Annotated in this window: 13 protein-coding genes; 11 read left to right on the top strand and 2 right to left on the bottom strand. The window is 51.9% G+C overall.

Annotated features, from left to right (window positions below; translation table 11 throughout):
- The 9 genes from rseP to rnhB are packed head-to-tail and all read left to right on the top strand — an operon-like array spanning position 1 to position 8,759.
- A complete protein-coding gene (gene rseP / locus L3K52_16270) occupies positions 1–1,377 on the top strand; it encodes an RIP metalloprotease RseP (protein ID UOG91724.1) in 1,377 nt (458 codons plus the stop codon).
- A 44-nt stretch (positions 1,378–1,421) separates the two neighbouring features.
- A complete protein-coding gene (gene bamA / locus L3K52_16265) occupies positions 1,422–3,671 on the top strand; it encodes an outer membrane protein assembly factor BamA (protein ID UOG91723.1) in 2,250 nt (749 codons plus the stop codon).
- 3 nt (positions 3,672–3,674) lie between these two features.
- A complete protein-coding gene (locus L3K52_16260; GenBank protein UOG91722.1) occupies positions 3,675–4,253 on the top strand; it encodes an OmpH family outer membrane protein in 579 nt (192 codons plus the stop codon).
- Entirely contained in the window at positions 4,253–5,248 is a 996-nt protein-coding gene (gene lpxD / locus L3K52_16255) for a UDP-3-O-(3-hydroxymyristoyl)glucosamine N-acyltransferase (protein UOG91721.1), read from the top strand. The genes L3K52_16260 and lpxD overlap by 1 nt, the downstream gene beginning before the upstream one ends.
- Positions 5,249–5,254: 6 nt before the next feature.
- Positions 5,255–5,707 (top strand): 3-hydroxyacyl-ACP dehydratase FabZ, encoded by a 453-nt coding sequence (gene fabZ, locus L3K52_16250; GenBank protein UOG91720.1) that lies wholly within the window; start codon positions 5,255–5,257, stop codon positions 5,705–5,707.
- 5 nt (positions 5,708–5,712) lie between these two features.
- The gene (gene lpxA / locus L3K52_16245; GenBank protein ID UOG94027.1) at positions 5,713–6,483 is read left to right on the top strand and encodes an acyl-ACP--UDP-N-acetylglucosamine O-acyltransferase; all 771 of its coding nucleotides are present in this window, start codon (positions 5,713–5,715) and stop codon (positions 6,481–6,483) included.
- Between the two features lie 3 nt (positions 6,484–6,486).
- The gene (lpxB, locus tag L3K52_16240; protein UOG91719.1) at positions 6,487–7,641 is read left to right on the top strand and encodes a lipid-A-disaccharide synthase; all 1,155 of its coding nucleotides are present in this window, start codon (positions 6,487–6,489) and stop codon (positions 7,639–7,641) included.
- A 12-nt stretch (positions 7,642–7,653) separates the two neighbouring features.
- Positions 7,654–8,193 carry a hypothetical protein gene (locus L3K52_16235; protein ID UOG91718.1) on the top strand — a complete coding sequence of 180 codons (540 nt, stop codon included), beginning with the start codon at positions 7,654–7,656 and terminating at the stop codon, positions 8,191–8,193.
- Complete coding sequence (gene rnhB / locus L3K52_16230; protein UOG94026.1) at positions 8,193–8,759, top strand: ribonuclease HII; 567 nt, start codon at positions 8,193–8,195, stop codon at positions 8,757–8,759. Before L3K52_16235 ends, rnhB begins: the two co-directional genes overlap by 1 nt.
- On the opposite strand, the gene L3K52_16225 is transcribed toward rnhB, so the two are convergent.
- Positions 8,745–9,278, bottom strand: coding sequence for a hypothetical protein (locus L3K52_16225; GenBank protein UOG91717.1), 534 nt, complete (start codon positions 9,276–9,278; stop codon positions 8,745–8,747). The genes rnhB and L3K52_16225 overlap by 15 nt on opposite strands.
- A 74-nt stretch (positions 9,279–9,352) precedes the next feature.
- Here L3K52_16225 and L3K52_16220 point away from each other — a divergent pair, with 74 nt between their 5' ends.
- Positions 9,353–9,709 carry a nucleotide pyrophosphohydrolase gene (locus L3K52_16220; protein UOG91716.1) on the top strand — a complete coding sequence of 119 codons (357 nt, stop codon included), beginning with the start codon at positions 9,353–9,355 and terminating at the stop codon, positions 9,707–9,709.
- Positions 9,706–13,236 carry a DNA polymerase III subunit alpha gene (gene dnaE, locus L3K52_16215; protein ID UOG91715.1) on the top strand — a complete coding sequence of 1,177 codons (3,531 nt, stop codon included), beginning with the start codon at positions 9,706–9,708 and terminating at the stop codon, positions 13,234–13,236. Before L3K52_16220 ends, dnaE begins: the two co-directional genes overlap by 4 nt.
- Here dnaE and L3K52_16210 read toward each other — a convergent pair.
- Positions 13,233–14,213, bottom strand: a complete 981-nt coding sequence (locus L3K52_16210) for a polysaccharide biosynthesis tyrosine autokinase (GenBank protein ID UOG91714.1) — start codon at positions 14,211–14,213, stop codon at positions 13,233–13,235. The two genes, dnaE and L3K52_16210, sit on opposite strands and share 4 nt — an antisense overlap.
- Positions 14,214–14,248 lie beyond the last annotated feature (35 nt).

Genomic DNA, 14,248 nt, shown 5'->3' with positions numbered 1-14,248 from the left:
ATGAACTTACTGATCATAATTCCTGCATTCCTTGTCGCGATTGGTCTATTGGTAACAGTACACGAATTCGGACATTTCTGGGTCGCCCGCAAATTGGGCGTCAAAGTCTTGCGCTTCTCAATCGGTTTTGGCAAACCGTTGTTGCGGCGCGTGTCTAAAGACGCCGATCAGATTGAATACGTGTTAGCGGCGCTCCCCTTCGGTGGTTACGTCAAAATGTTGGATGAGCGCGAATGCGAAGAGGGTTGCGAAATTCCTGAAAAGGATTTGCCCCGCGCATTTAATCGTCAGGCATTATGGAAGCGTGCTGCGATTGTAGTGGCCGGCCCTATGGCTAATTTCTTATTGGCTATTTTGATTTATGCGCTGGTAAATATGATCGGTCAGGATGCGATGCGTCCGTATGTCGATGTGGTGAAAGATTCTCCGATGGCGGCGGCAGGTTTTCAGCCAGGAGAAGAAGTAACCGCGATTAACGGCATTGCGACGGATTCGTGGGAAGACATGCGCATGTTGCTGATTGATGAGTATTTGAAATCCCCGCAATTGTTGTTCAGTGTGAAGGCAGCGGATGGTTCAGCCTTGCAACGTCAATTGGACTTGAGCAAAGTAGCAATGTTCGATGAGGAAGCGGGTGCGTTGGACAAGTTAGGTTTGAATCCGTGGTTGCCGCCTTACGAGGCGGTGATTAACGCGGTATTGCCCGATACTCCCGCCGCGCAAGCAGGTTTACAGGCGCAAGATAAAATTCTACAAATTGACGATTTGAAGCCGACTAGCGGACGTGTGTTCATCGAGCATATTCAGCAACACGCTGATAAGCCGGTGGTATTAACCGTTGAACGTGCTGGTAGTGTGCAAACCTTGAATGTTACCCCGCGTATCAATCCAGCCAGCGGCGTGGCGGCTGCCACCATCGGGGCGCAATTAGCCCCGCCGCCCGCGAGTTTGCGTGAACAGGTATATTTTACCCAAGCGTATGGTTTGCCAGAATCGCTGTGGCGTGGAATGCAGAAAACTTGGCAAATGTCGGTGGTAACGCTGAAATTGATGGGGCGAATGCTGACGGGCGAAGTGTCGCTGAATAATGTCAGTGGCCCGGTCACCATTGCGCAATATGCGGGCGTTACCGCGTCGCTGGGTTTTACGGTTTACTTAGGGTTCCTCGCGATTGTGAGTGTTAGCCTTGGGGTATTAAATTTACTGCCTATTCCAATGCTGGACGGTGGGCATTTATTTTATTATTTGATTGAATGGATAAAAGGTAGCCCGGTGTCGGCAGCAACGGAAGCCGTCGGTTTTCGGGTAGGAATGGCAATCATTGGCGGACTGATGGTGCTTGCCTTGTATAATGACGTTACACGGTTATTAAATTAATTATGAAAAAACACACTCTTGTAATTTCAGCGGTGAGCTGTTTATTGGCAGTTTCTCAAGCGGTCTGGGCTGCCGCCTTTGTAGTCCGCGATATTGAAGTTAATGGTTTGGAGCGCATTGCCGCTGGCACGGTGCTGAATTATTTGCCTGCGCAAGTGGGGCAACAGTTTAATGACGCCCAGTCCGCCGAAGCCATCCGCGCGCTATTTCAGACGGGTTTATTTGAAGATGTGCAACTCGGTCGGCGTGGCGATGTGTTGGTGGTAACGGTGGTGGAACGCCCGGCCATTGGTGAATTGACCATTAAAGGCAATAATAAGATTCCCACCGCCAAGCTGATGGAAGTGTTGAAACTGCGCAATATCAGCAAGGGTGATACGCTTGATAAAGCAGCGTTGGCGACCATTCAGCGCGAGTTGGCAGAACAATACCAAGGCATGGGGCATTATGGCGTCGATATTAATACCACCATTGAAGCCTTGCCGCGCAATCGGGTAGCGGTCAATATTAATATTAATGAAGGCAATGTTGCCCGCATTCAAAAAATTAACATTATCGGCAATAAAGCCTTTCCCGAAGCAGTATTGTTAAAACAATTGGAATCCGGGCCACGCGGGGCATTTTCGATTCCGTTTTTGAGTGATAGCGATAAGTATTCCAAAGAAAAGCTGATGGCGGATTTAGACGCGCTCAACAGTTTCTACCGCGATCGCGGGTATATCAATTTTGAAATTGCGTCGGCTGATGTGTCGATGTCGCCGGATAAAAAAGACATTTTCCTGAATGTCAGCGTCAATGAAGGTGATCAGTACCGCATTGGTGAAGTTAGCTTGGCGGGAAACCCCGGTTTGTCTAAGGAGCAATTGGCTAAAGCCATTAAATTGCGCAAAGGCGAAGTGTTTTCGCAAAAAGCATTGGAAGAAACCCGCAAAAATCTGTCGAATCAGTTGGGTGCGCAAGGCTACGCTTTCACTAAAGTGGCGGCAACCCCGGATTTTGATGAAAATAACAAGCAAGTGGGTATTTTGCTGTCCGTTGATCAGGGCAAACGCACCTATGTCCGCCGTATCGACATTCGTGGCAACAACCGCACCAAAGACGAGGTATACCGCCGTGAATTGCGTCAGGTAGAAAGCTCGTGGTTCTCGAAGGAGCAAGTAGAGCGTTCTAAAACCCGTTTGCAACGTCTGCCTTATGTCGAAGAAGCGACGATTGAAGTCGAACCTGTGGCGGGTACTGAAGACCAAGTGGATTTGATCGTTACGGTAAACGAGCGCTCGTCTAACCAATTCCGGGTTGGTGCGGGTTATTCGCAATCGCAAGGCGTGTTATTCAATATTAATCTCAACCAAGATAATTTCATGGGGACAGGTAAGAAGCTGGATTTGAACGTTGATAATAGCAAGGTCAACAAAAACTACAGCATTGGTTACACCAACCCTTACCACACGCCCGATGGTATTAGCCGTGGGTTCAGCGGTTATTACAAAGAATACGATGCGGAAGCGGAAGACATTGCCAGCTATGCCTCTAACCGTTACGGCGGCAGCGTCAACTACACCGTGCCGTTGAGTGAGCACGATTCGGTATACGCCAGTGTCGGCGCGGAAAAGCGTGAAATTGTGTTGGGCACTGAACCGGCGCAGCGCATTAAAGATTTCGTGGCGACCAATGGCGATGAATACAACCAATTGCCGGTAACGGTCAGCTATGTACACGATACGCGTAACCGGACGGTGTTCCCGACAGAAGGCCAGCGTCACCGGGTTTCCTTGCAAGCAGCGGCTCCGGGCAGCGACTTGCAGTACCAAAAGTTAAGCTATGATGGCGCAGGGTATAAGCCTATCACCGATACCGTGACTGTTGCGGTGAAAGGCAAGGTTGGTACCAGCAATACCGGCGGGGATTTGGAGAGCGTGCCGTTCTTCGATAAGTATTACGCTGGTGGCATTAACAGTGTGCGCGGTTTTGATCAAAGCACCCTGGGGTCACGCGATGAAAACGACGACCCGATCGGCGGCGATCTGCTAGTGACCGGGACGGCAGAAGTGCAGTTCCCGATGCCTTTAGCGGAAGATGTGAAAGGGCTGAAAATGAGCGCCTTCGTCGATGGCGGCAATGTGTTTGATGACACGGGTGATTTTAAAGCCGATGAACTGCGCTATTCGGCAGGGGTTGGTGCCGTGTGGTTGTCACCGATTGGGCCGTTTGAAGTCAGTTACGCCAAGCCGTTAAACGCGGAAGCAACCGATAAAGAGCAGAAAGTGCAATTCAGTATCGGAGCGTCGTTTTAATCCATGTTGAAATTAGGTGCGTTATGCCTGTGTGGGTTGTTGCTGTTGGCGGGGCAGCAGGTTGCGGTTGCCGCTGATGACGCGGTGCCGCGCCCGGTGCTCATTGCGATTGTGAACATGGCTAGTTTGCTCGAAAATGCGCCGCAGTCGAAAGCAGCCGATGCGAAATTAAAGCTCAATTTCGTGCCACGTGAGCAGAAGCTGGAAACTGATCAGAAAGCTATTCAGCAATTGGAAGACGCGCTCGCCGCTGGGATTCAATCCGGTGACCTGCCCGATGTCGAAAAAGTCGAACGTCAACGTGAGCTGCGTGATTTACAACGCAATTACGCGCGTAAGATGGAAGATTTTCGCGAAGAAGTTCGCCTTGCTCGTGACACCGCAATTGATACCTTGCAAGCCGAGATTATTCAGGCGATTGGCGAAGTGCGCGAGCAAGAAAAAATTGATCTCGTGTTACGCGAAAGCAATTACATCGTGGCCAGTGACCGCATTGATATGACCGCTAAGGTCATGCAGCATTTGGAAAAAAAGTTTCAAGCAAAAGCCGTTGCCACACCCGTGACAGGTAAGCAGGAGTGATGGCTATGCCCGACGGCGTTTCCCTACAAACATTGGCCGAGCGCACGGGATCGGGCTTGCAAGGCGATGCGCAGTTACGCCTGTATGCAGTGGCTTCCATTGAAAAAGCGCAAGTCGGTGAGATTAGTTACATCCGTGACGCAAAATACCGCCATTATTTGCAAACCGCACAAGCCAGTGCGCTGATTTTAACGCCGGACATGGCGCAAGCTTACGACGGCAATTGTTTGATCAATTCCAATCCTTACCTTGCTTATGCGCAAGTGGTGGGCGTGTTGTACCCCGCTGTACGCCCGGTGCCAGCAATTCACCCTGGCGCAGTGATCGCTGCCGGGGTTGAATTGGGTGTGGATGTGGTGATTGAAGCAGGTTGTGTGGTCGGTGCGGGCTGCCGGATTGGGGATGGCAGTTGGTTGCACGCCAATGTGACGTTGTACGCAGATACCCAAATCGGGCAACGCTGCATTATCCATTCCGGCGCGGTGTTGGGGGCGGATGGCTTCGGGTTTGCGCCCGATCAGCGCACTTGGTTTAAGATTCCGCAAGTGGGCAACGTGGTGGTGGGCGATGATGTCGAAATTGGTGCGAATACCACCATTGACCGTGCGGCGTTGGGTTCAACCGTGATTGGCAACGGCGTCAAACTCGATAACCTGATTCAGATTGGGCATAACACCCAGATTGGTGATTACACTGCCATCGCCGCGTGTACTGCGGTGGCGGGCAGTGTGCAAATCGGTAAACATTGCCAGATTGCGGGAATGTGCGCGATTGCGGGGCATTTGAGCATTGCTGATAATGTTGTGGTCACGGGGACGAGCATGGTTTCACACGCGATTACCAAACCAGGGGTATATTCTTCGGGTACAACAATAGTGGAAAATGCACTTTGGCGTAAAAACGCAGTACGTTTTAATCAGTTGGATAAATTAGCACGCCGTTTGCAGGATGTAGAGAGGCAACTGGCGGCCTTAGAAAGCAAAGGGAGTACGTGAACCGCTATGGGTGCAATGAACGTTGAACAAATTAGAAATTACTTACCCCACCGTTACCCGTTTTTGTTGGTAGACCGCGTGGTGGAATACGAAGTCGGTAAGTCATTGACCGCGATAAAAAATGTCACCGTGAATGAGCCGTGGGTCAACGGGCATTTCCCGCATCAGCCGATTATGCCGGGGGTGTTGATTATTGAAGCCCTGGCGCAAGCGACCGGCTTATTGGGGTTTCGTACCATGGGCGAAGAGCCGCAAACCGATACCCTGTATTTGTTGGTGGCAGTGGATAAAGCACGTTTCAAGCAAGCGGTGGTTCCCGGTGATCAATTGGTGATGAAGGTTGAATTGGTGAAGCGCAAAGGCATTATGTGGGTGTTCACGGCGGAAGCACGAGTCGATGGTAAGCTCGCGGTGTCGGCTGAATTGATGTGTGCGGCGAAAAAAGAGACGGCGGCTTGAGCAGTTTGATTCACCCTACCGCGATTATACACCCGTCGGCGCAACTGGCTGACGGCGTGGAAGTGGGCGCTTACAGCGTGATCGGTGCGAACGTGAGCATCGGTCAGGCCAGCCGGATTGGTTCGCATGTGGTGATTGACGGCCCGACGCGCATCGGTGCGGAAAACCAGATTTACCAATTTGCCTCGGTGGGTGCTGCCCCTCAGGATAAAAAATTCAACGGTGAGCCGACCGAATTAATCATTGGTGATCGCAACGTTATTCGTGAATGCTGCACCTTGAATCGTGGCACCGCGCAAGACAAGGGCAAAACCGTGATCGGTGATGATAACTGGATCATGGCTTACGTGCACATTGCGCACGATTGCATCATTGGCAATAACACGATTTTCGCTAACAGTGCGACACTGGCGGGGCATGTGGAAATCCGTGACTGGGTGATTTTGGGTGGTTTCACCTTGGTACACCAGTTTTGCACCGTTGGCGAACACGCCTTCACCGGCATGGGGTCGGCGATTGCGAAAGATGTGCCGCCGTATGCCATGGTGACAGGCACGCCCGCTGAGCCGCGCAGTATCAATATGGAAGGCTTGAAACGTCGGGGCTATAGCACCGAAGCGATTCACCGCATTAAAGAGGCGCATCGCATTTTGTACCGCCACAACCTGACCACACAGGAAGCCCTCGCGAAAATTGACGTGGATTTTGGTGAATATGCCGACATTCGCTTATTGCTCGATTTTTGCCATAACAGCCAGCGGGGGCTGATTCGTTAACGCATGAAGCGTATAGCCATCATTGCCGGAGAAGCGTCAGGTGACTTGCTGGCGGCGCGTCTGATCCTTGCCTTGCGCGAACTTCGCCCTGAACTGGTGTTTGAAGGAATTGCAGGCAGTGAAATGCAGGCGGCGGGTTGCACCAGCTTGTTTCCGATGGAAAAATTTTCAGTCATGGGCCTGGTGGAAGTGTTACCGCGCTTGCCCGAATTATTAGCTATCCGCAAACAATTGCTGCAACGTTGGCAAGCAAACCCACCGGATTTATTCATCGGCGTGGATGCGCCCGATTTAAACCTGCCCATTGCCAAAAAGTTACACGCACTCGGCATTCCCACGGTGCATTATGTCAGCCCATCTGTATGGGCTTGGCGTGCCAAACGGGTGCGCAAAATGCGCGGCAACCTCGATTTAATGCTGACCTTATTCCCGTTTGAAGTGGATTTTTACCGCGAGCATGGCATTCCGGCGGCGTTCGTCGGGCATCCCTTGGCGGATGAAGTAAGCTTTAACGCGGAGCGGCACAGCGCCCGTGAGCAATTGGATTTGCCGCTGACCAAACCGCTGCTGGCGATCTTGCCGGGCAGTCGCTTGGGTGAAGTGCGCCGTCTTGCCCCGGATTTTTTCAAAGCCGCCTTGCAATTGCAGCAACAATACCCTGAATTACGCTTAGCAACGCCCGCAGCAACGCCGCGCTTGCGGCAAGAATTGGAAACGATTCGGCAGGATATTGCTCCAGAACTTATCCTTAAGGTATTGAATGGGCAATCCCGCACCTTAATGCAAGCGGCAGATCACATTCTATTAGCGTCTGGAACGGCGGTACTGGAAGGCATGTTAGCCGGACGTTTAATGGTGGCGGCTTATCGGGTTGCGCCATTGACTGCTTGGCTGATTCGCACCTTCAAATTGCTCAAAGTCCGGTTTGTCACCTTGCCGAATAATCTTGCTGGTGAAGCGCTGGTGCCGGAATTGTTGCAAGAACAGGTAACACCGGCGAATCTGGTACAGGCATTGGAATGCCTATTTAACCTGCCTGCTGAGCGCCAGCAATATATTTTGCAACGTTTTCAGGCATTGCACGCGCAATTACGCCAAAACGCGAGTGCCAGTGCCGCTCATGCTATCCTTACCCATTTTCCGACCAAAAAATCCTAGAGACAGTACACCATGGTCTATCTTACCAAACTCAAACACACCGGCTCCGTCATCAGTTCCAGCGATAAGTTTGGGGCGAAAATGTTTGAGGTCGCGGCGCGTTATTTTTCACATTACACGCGCGGTATTTTTATTGGAACCGGCAGTGGGGTGGTGGCGCAATATTTCATGCAAACCCCTGTTCCCTTTGCATTTGTGGAGAAGCATCCTGATTTTGTACGCCAATTCCATGCACGTTTTGGCGCCGATACCCTGCTGCTGGCGAAGGATTTTTTCACGCTGCCGATCAACGAAAGTGAGGAAGGTTTAGGCAACTGCATTATGGTGTCGTGTATGCCGGTCACGGGGATGTTTTATTCTGAAAAATTGGTGGAGCAATTTCGTGACGCGCTTAACAGTGGATCAACGATTGTGCAAATGAGTTATACCCCATTTATTAAGCAAATCCGTTTATTTGAGGGTTTGCAGCGTGAAGGTTTTAAAATCCAACGGGTGAGCACCGTATTTTTCAATATTCCACCCGCATCAGTATTCGTATTGAGCAAAGTGTGATGTTAGTGGCGGGGGTGGATGAAGTGGGGCGCGGGCCATTGGCGGGAGCGGTGGTGGCAGCGGCGGTTATCCTCGACCCGAATCAGCCGATTGCGGGCTTGAACGATTCCAAGAAATTGACCGAGAAACGCCGTGAACGGTTAGCGCTTGAAATTCGTGAAAAGGCGCTGGCATGGAGTCTGGGGCGGGCAGAAGTGGAGGAAATTGATGCGATCAATATTCTGCAAGCGACGTTTCTGGCGATGCAACGCGCGTTGGAAGGCTTAAGCATTCAGCCTGATTTTGTGAAGATTGATGGCAACCATTGCCCAAAGCTGGCGTATAAAATGGAAGCGATTATTGGCGGTGATGCGACGGTAGCGGAAATCAGTGCGGCGTCGATCATTGCGAAAGTGGCGCGGGATGCGGAGTTGGTGGCATTGGATGCGTTGTACCCGCAGTACGGTTTTGCGAAACATAAAGGCTATGGCACGGCGGCGCATTTAGCCGCTTTGCAGGAATTTGGGGCAACGCCCATTCATCGGCGCAGTTTTGCCCCGGTTAGAAAAGCGCTATTTGGCAGTTGATGAAGCATTGATCAGGCGTGGCTTGGTTTTTGCTTTGGGTAACAATTCCATTTTGGCTTTTTCTTGACGGATGCGTAACACATAGCCGCCAAGCCCGCCGCCCGCTGTGGTTAGTACCAACAAACCCAATGTGATGAATTGTGTTAGCAACAGCAAGCCGCCGATGCCTGCTGCTCCCGCAAACGCGATACCCACCTTGATATTCGCTTCGGTGGAAGAGCGGCGTACTTCCTGAATCGTTTCCTGATGCGCTTGTTTGATGACGCGATGCTTGGCGCGTTCGGCATTGACGCGCAGCGCTTCACGCTCTTTCGCGTGGCATTCTTGCAAGCGACTGATTTCATCTTTGTTGTGGTGTGCCGCCATTGAACTGAACCAAGCGGCGGTGAGTACGCCCACAATGCCGACGGGAATCATCAGCCGCAACCAGCCCCAGCCGCTCAATTCTGCGGGCGCAATTAACACCAACGCCACGGTGATGGCTTGTAGCAATAGAATGCCGGGTAGAAATTTCAGCACTGTGAGTGTCCTTTTCTTCTGTTAGGTTCTGATTCGGGGATTATAATGCGTATTGGATTCAATAGGACATTACCATGCTGCCGAAAGACCTTGTGGATGAACTTATGCACTTCCGCGCCGAACGCGATTGGGCGCAGTTCCACACCCCGCGCAACCTTGCGATTTCGCTCTCCTTGGAGGCAAGTGAGGTGTTGGAATTGTTTCAGTGGGAAGACCGGCGGGGTGCGGCGTTGGATAAAATCATGCCGCAGTTGCGGGATGAAGTGGCGGATGTGGCGACTTATCTGACGTATTTGTGTGCGGATTTGGGGATTGATTTGGAAGCGGCGGTGCGGGAGAAGATGGTGCAGAATCGGCGTAAATATCCGGTGGAATTGGCGAAAGGGTCGGCGAGGAAGTATACCGAATTGCACGCGGGGGATGAATCATGACCCCATTCGTCCACCTCCGCCTCCACACCGAATATTCATTGGTCGATAGCACCATCCGCATCAAGCCGCTGATGAAAGTTGCCGCGAGCAAAGGCTTGCCCGCCCTCGCCATCACCGACCAAAACAACTTTTTCGGCTTGGTAAAATTCTACAAAGCCGCGATGGGCGCAGGCATCAAACCCATTTTCGGCCTCGACTTGCTGCTGGCAGACGAACAAGGCACGGATACCTTATTCCATGCCATCCTGCTGTGCCAAAACAATACCGGCTACCGCAATCTTACCAAACTCGTGTCCCGCGCTTACCAACAAGGGCAAGTGCTGGGTGTTCCGCGTGTGCAACGCGAGTGGGTCAAAGAATTCAGCGACGGTGTAATCATGCTCTCCGGCGGACGCGAAGGCGATATAGGTCAAGCCTTGCTCTCCGGCAATCAAGAACTTGCCGAGAAACGCCTGCAAGAATGGTTGGAAACTTTCCCCGACCGCTACTATTTAGAGCTGCAACGCACCGGACGCGATGGCGAAGAAGACTACATCCATGCCGCCATCGACCTCGCCCTTGCGCACGACATCCCCGTGGTGGCGACCAACGACGTGCGTTTCACCGCCGAATCCGATTTTGCTTCCCACGAAGCGCGTGTCTGCATCCGCGACGGCTACGTGCTGGCAGACCCCAAACGCCCCAAACGTTACAGCCCGCAGCAATATTTGCGCACGGGCGACGAAATGGCGGAATTGTTCGCCGACATTCCCAGCGCGATCAGCAACACGGTTGAAATTGCCAAACGCTGCAATGTGTCGCTGACCTTGGGCAAAAACTACCTGCCACAATTCCCGATTCCCGACGGGCTTACCGAAGCCCAATACTTTTGCCAAGTCAGCGAAAAAGGCTTGGAAGAACGCCTTGATTTCCTGCTCGGCGACAAATATCCCCGTGGCACGCCCGCCTTCGCCGAAAAACGCAAAGTGTACGACGCACGCCTGAAAATCGAACTCGACGTTATCAACGAAATGGGTTTCCCCGGCTACTTTCTGATCGTTGCCGACTTCATCCAGTGGGCAAAAGATAATGCGATTCCTGTTGGACCTGGGCGGGGTTCAGGTGCGGGTTCATTGGTGGCTTATGCGCTGAAAATCACTGACCTTGACCCGCTTGCTTACGACTTGCTGTTTGAACGTTTTCTCAATCCAGAACGGGTGTCGATGCCTGACTTTGACATCGACTTCTGCATGGATGGGCGCGACAAAGTGATTGATTACGTTGCCAGAACTTACGGGCGCAATCAGGTGTCGCAAATCATTACCTACGGTTCGATGGCGGCAAAAGCGGTGGTGCGCGACGTGGGGCGGGTGCTGGGGCATCCCTACGGTTTTGTCGATCGGATTGCTAAATTGATTCCGTTCACCATCGGCATTACCTTGCAAGATGCGTTGGGGATTAGTGACAAATCCAAAAAAGATGCTGAGCTGATTTCGCCTGATTTGATTGAATTATCCGAACGCGACGAAGACGTTAAGTCCTTGCTGGACTTGGCGATTTCCTTAGAAGGTTTGTCACGTAACACCGGCAAACACGCGGGCGGGGTATTGATTTCACCGACCGATTTGACCGATTTCACCGCGATTTGTTGCGAGGAAAACGGCGATAGCGTGGTGTCGCAATTCGATAAAAACGACGTGGAAGACATCGGGCTGGTCAAGTTCGACTTTTTGGGCTTACGCAACCTCACCATCATTGACTGGGCGTTGCAAACCATTAACCGCAAACAAGCGGCGAAAGGCTTGCCGCCCGTGGATATTAACCGCATCCCGCTGGACGACAAAGCCAGTTTCGACTTGCTCAAGGCGCAAAAAACCACCGCAGTCTTCCAGCTTGAATCACGCGGCATGAAAGACCTGATTCGCCGCCTGCAACCGGACGTGTTCGAGGATGTGGTGGCATTGGTGGCACTGTTCCGCCCCGGCCCGTTGCAGTCGGGCATGGTGGACGATTTCATCAACCGTAAAAAAGGGATTGCCAAGGTCGAATACCCCCATCCCAGTTTGGAGCAAATTCTCAAGCCAACCTACGGCGTTATCGTTTACCAAGAACAGGTTATGCAGATTGCGCAAGTTCTCGCCCAGTACACGCTGGGTGGCGCGGACATGCTGCGCCGCGCAATGGGTAAAAAGAAACCGGAGGAGATGGCGAAACAGCGTTCCATTTTTATGGAGGGGGCGCGTAACAATAATGTCGACGAAAATCAGGCTGGCTATATATTTGATTTAATGGAGAAATTCGCGGAATATGGCTTCAATAAATCGCATTCCGCCGCCTACGCCCTCGTCGCTTTCCAAACCGCATGGCTAAAAGCCCATCACCCAGCCGCGTTTATGGCAGCGGTCATGTCGGCGGATATGGATAACACCGAAAAAGTCGTGACCTTGCTAGACGATTGCCGCCAATTGAGTTTGCAGGTGTTGCCGCCGGACATTAACCGCTCCGAATACCAATTCACGGTGGATGATCAGAACCGCATTATTTACGGGCTGGGTGCGGTGAAAGGCGCGGGTGAAGCCGCCTTGAGCATTTTGGTGGAGCAGCGCAATAAAGACGGGGCATTTAAATCACTGGCGGATCTCTGCAAACGTGCGGGTACACAAAAGGTCAATCGCCGCGTATTGGAAACCCTGATTAAATCCGGCGCGTTCGACAGCTTGGGCGGGACGCGCCGCGCCATGCTCGAATATTTGCCCGAAGCCATGCGCATGGCAGAACAATACAACCGCAATCAAGGCACGGGGCAAACCGACTTGTTCGGCGGATTATTTGGCGGCGGCGTGGCGGAATCCACACCCGAAGCGACCATGCCAGAACGCGAGGAGTTCCCTGAAAAAGAACGGTTGCGTTTGGAAAAAGAAACGCTGGGGTTGTACCTCACTGGGCATCCGCTGGATGAATACCAATCAGAAATTGCCGGTTTGGGCAGTCGCAAAAAGCTGGTTGATATTGCCGAAGACGACAGCACTAAGTACCGCCGTGAGCCGGTGATGTTAGCGGGGTTGGTGGCGAGTGTGCGCACCCAACACACCGATAATGGCAAACGCGCCTTTGTGCAACTAGATGACAATACCGCGTATTACGAGGCGATGATTTTCACCGATACGTTTACTCAGTACGGTGATTTGCTGGAAAAAGAGGCTTGTATTGTGTTGGAAGGCACGCTCGATACCGATCAGCGCACGGGCAAAACGCGGTTGCGCGTCGAGAAAATCCACAATATGCAATCTGTGCGTGAAAATTTCCTGCGCAAATTGGTGTTGCGACTGGAAGAGCAGCAGGTGCAGCAAGGCATATTGCCCGCCCTGCGCCAACGCTTGAAACCAGCAGCAACAGCGGGCAGTTTTCCGATTACAATTGAATATTTTAATGCCCAAGCGCGTGCCGATTTGCGCTTGGGTGGAACCTGGACAGTGCCGCTAGACGATGCCGGAGTGCGTGATTTACGCCAGCTATTGGGCAAAGAAAATGTCAGTTTGGTGTTTTAACGCACCTTGGTCAGCACCACGCCCACCATATTGGTACGCGCCTGCTTCAAACGCTCAAACGCGGCATGAAGCGGGCGACGGCGGGTTTCATTACACGCAACTACCAATAAAGTGGCATGGACGCGATTGCCGATAAGTAGCGCATCCGCCATGCCCATCACGGGTGGTGAGTCAATAATGATCAGGTCAAACGGCGCATCTTGTTGTTCAGTGGTCGCAATCAATTGCGTCAAACGTTCGCTGGACAATAATTCCACTGGATGCGGGGTAATCGGGCCAGATGACAACAGTTGCAAATTAGCAATCTTGGTGGGGCGGATGAGCGTGTTGAAATCATCTAACCCTGCCAAGTAATTACCCAGCCCTTTGGTGTTGTCTAATTTAAAATGCTTGTGCAGCGTTGGGCGGCGCAAATCGGCATCAATTAACAATACCCGTGTCCCCGCTTGTGCAAAAACAGTGGCGAGGTTAATGCTGGTGCTGCTTTTGCCTTCACTCGCATCGGTGCTGGTCACATTGATGACTTTCGGGCGCTGTTGCTGGGTGACAACTAATAGATTATTGCGCAGGGAACGAAACGCTTCCGCCACTTTGGAATCGGGGCGCTCGGCACTCTGAAACGCATAATTGCCCGCTTTTTTGGGGATGGCAGGCGCAACGCCCAACAGTGGAATCGGCAATACGCGCGCCAGCATGTCTGGATTTTTGATAATCGCGTCCGTGCCTTCGCGGACAAATGCGGCAATCATCCCGGCACACACGCCTAAGATAAAACTTAAGATAAAGTTTTTAAAAAGGTCAGGGCTTAACGCTTCTGTGGCAAACAACGTGGCTAAAAAGACCGTTAAATAGACGCTGAGCAACGTTTTTTCGCGACGTTCGATTACTATTTGCAATTTGCGCAGTTCTTCGCGAAGTGATTTGCCGCCGGTATTGAAGGTCGATACTTGGATAAACCCTTTTTCGTGTGCATTCATGACTGATAATTCCCCAATTTAGCCCTGATTCCACT

Origin of the sequence: Candidatus Thiothrix sulfatifontis, assembly GCA_022828425.1 — a bacterium.
Taxonomy (GTDB): domain Bacteria; phylum Pseudomonadota; class Gammaproteobacteria; order Thiotrichales; family Thiotrichaceae; genus Thiothrix; species Thiothrix sulfatifontis.
The sequence above is the reverse complement of the archived record's forward strand: the minus strand, read 5'-3'. Positions and strand labels throughout refer to the sequence as shown.